This is a genomic window from Azohydromonas lata NBRC 102462, from assembly GCF_001571085.1.
GTDB classification, from domain to species: domain Bacteria; phylum Pseudomonadota; class Gammaproteobacteria; order Burkholderiales; family Burkholderiaceae_C; genus Azohydromonas; species Azohydromonas lata.
Window position 1 is genome coordinate 1 of the sequence record NZ_BCTC01000232.1, and the last position, 2,580, is coordinate 2,580.

The window sequence follows — 2,580 nt, forward strand, 5'->3', positions numbered from 1 at the left end:
ATGGCGCGACGATCAGGATGAGAGACGCGCGACAATCAAGATGAGAAAAACTGTCGCGGCGCGGTGATGATGCGCGCGTTGATTGACGCGGGCAATAGTTATTCGGCAGCTGGTTTGTCGCGCCGCGTCCGGCCGGCATTCCTCGGTGTCGCGAAGCTGGCCGGACGGCCCGGGCCTTCCTGCTTGCGCTGCAGTGCGGTGCGCCGCCGGTAGCTCTCGACGTTGAGTTCGAAGATGGTTGAGTGGTGGACCAAACGGTCAACCGCTGCGAGCGTCATGGCGGGATCGGGGAAGACCTTCCCCCACTCGCCAAATGGCTGATTGGCCGTAATCAGCAGCGAGCGTTGCTCGTAGCGGGCGCTGATGAGCTCGAACAGCACCGACGTCTCGGCCTGGTCCTTCGTGACGTATGCAAAGTCGTCCAAAATGACCAAATCAAAGCGGTCGAGCCGGCTGATTGCAGCTTCCAGGGCCAGCTCGCGACGCGCGACCTGCAGCCGCTGGACCAGGTCGGAGGTGCGGGCGAGCAGTACGCGCCAACCCTTCTCCAGCAATCCCAGGCCGATGGCCGACGACAAGTGCGACTTGCCGCCGCCGGGCGGGCCCATCAAGATCAAATTGGCGCCGTGGCGCAGCCAGCCATCGCCGGCGCACAGCGCCGCGACCTGCGCCTTGGAGATCATCGGCACGGCGTCGAAGTCAAAGTTCTCCAGCGTCTTGCCCGGCAACAGCCGGGCCTCGCCCAGGTGACGCTCGATGCGGCGCCTGTCGCGCTCGGCGAGCTCGTGCTCGGCCAGCGCATGATCAGCCGCGCCGCGGGCCAGCCTTCCTTGTCGGAGCGCTCGGCGAAGGACGACCAGATCTGCTTGAGCGCGGGCAACCGCAGCTCGTTGAGCAGCAGCGTCAGTCGCGTGGAATCGATGGCGTCGCTCATGCTTGCACCTCGGTGTGGCGATGGACCAGGGCTTCGTAGTCGCTCAGCGAGGCCAGCTGCACGCAGACTTCCGGCAGCCGCGCCGGGTCCGGCGCGAAGTGGGCGCGCAGCTCATTGAGGTTGGGCAGCCGGTGCTCGGTCAGGTATTGCTGCAGCAGCTGGCCCAACTGCGCCTCGCAGGCGCGCTCGTGCGCCATGCTCAGCAGCTCGACTATGGTCTTGCAGGCTGCGCGCGGCGGCAGCTGCTCGCACAGCCGCTCGAACGTCAGCCGGTAGGCCTCGCGAGGGAAGAGCTGCTCGCGGTAAACCAGGTTGAGCAGCGCCATGGGCTTACGCCGCAGCGCGTGGATGACGTGGCGGTAGTCCACGACATGGCCGTGGCGGCCATTGCCACCGGTGCGACCCCTGGCAAGCGTCATCAGCGCCGTGCCGCCGAGGAACACCTCCAGCCGGTCGTCGTACAGCCGCACGCGCAGCCGGTGGCCGATGAGCCGCGAGGGCACCGTGTAGAAGACCTTGCGCAGCGTGAAGCCGCATGCCGAGGTCACGTACACCAGCGTCTCTTCGTAGTCGCAGGTGCGCGTGGCCGGCAGCGGCTGCAGCACGGCGCGCTCCGCCTCGATGCGCTTGCCGTTGCGCGCGTTGTGGCGGCTGACGATCTCGTCGATGAAGCCCCGGTAGGCCATCAGGTCGGCGAAGTCGGCGCTGCCGCGCAACAGCAGCGCGTCACGGATGGCGCTCTTGAGGTGGCCGTGCGAGCTCTCGATGGCGCCGTTCTCGTGCGCGACACCGCGGTTGTTGCGGCTGGGCTGCATGCCGTAATGGGCGCACAGCGCGCCGTAGCGCGAGGTCAGGTCCTCGCGCGCCTTGGAGTCCAGGTTGCGGAAGGCCGCCGAGAGGCTGTCGCTGCGGTGCTCGCGTGGCACGCCGCCCAGGGCCCACAGCGCGTTCTGGAGGCCTTCGGCCAACGCGACGTAGCTCTCGCCGCCGAGGATGACGTGCGCGTGCTCGAAGCCCGAGCAGGCCAGCCGGAAGTGGTAGAGCCGGTGGTCCAGCGGCACGCCGCCGACCGTCACACCCAGGCTGTCCATCTCGGTGAAGTCGGACAGCCCCATGCGCCCGGGCTCGTGCACTTGGCGGAAGATGACGTCGTGCTCCTGGCCGTGCTGGGCGCGCCAAGTGCGGATGCGCCGCTCCAGGGTACGGCGCACGCTGCGGGTGAGTTCCGGGTGGCGCCGCATCATCTCTTCGAGCACCGCGATCGGCCGCACGCCGGGCGCGGCCTTGAGCAGCGGCGCCACCTCGCTGTCGAAGATCTCAGCCAGCGGATCTGGCCGGCGCCTCTCCCGAGGTGCCTGCTTCTGGGACGGCAGCCGCGGATCCTTCTCGATGCGGTAGGCCGTGGCCACGCTGATGCCAGCGCGCGCGGCTGCCGTGGGCAGCCCTTCGGTCAGTCTGAGCTTCATGTAAAGCCTCATCTGGTGGTCGTGGATGTGTCGTCCGGTCAAGGGCAGGCTCTCGGGAATCGAGATTCCTGCCTCATACCGGACCCACCGCGACCACCGACAAGGCCTACGGGAGGCCAACGCCGGCGCGCGCGGGGCCTGGCGGGTTCCGGGCTACGCCCTTCACCCGCCAGGCCCCGC

1 protein-coding gene and 1 pseudogene are annotated in these 2,580 nt (G+C 68.3%); both read right to left on the reverse strand.

Annotated elements, in window-relative coordinates; translation table 11 throughout:
• Nucleotides 1-98 precede the first annotated feature (98 nt).
• Nucleotides 99-934 (reverse strand): annotated as a pseudogene (gene istB, locus ALA01S_RS30710) (IS21-like element helper ATPase IstB).
• Nucleotides 931-2,442 carry an IS21 family transposase gene (istA, locus tag ALA01S_RS30715; protein ID WP_157119422.1) on the reverse strand — a complete coding sequence of 504 codons (1,512 nt, stop codon included), beginning with the start codon at nt 2,440-2,442 and terminating at the stop codon, nt 931-933. Before istA ends, istB begins: the two are co-directional and overlap by 4 nt.
• Nucleotides 2,443-2,580 lie beyond the last annotated feature (138 nt).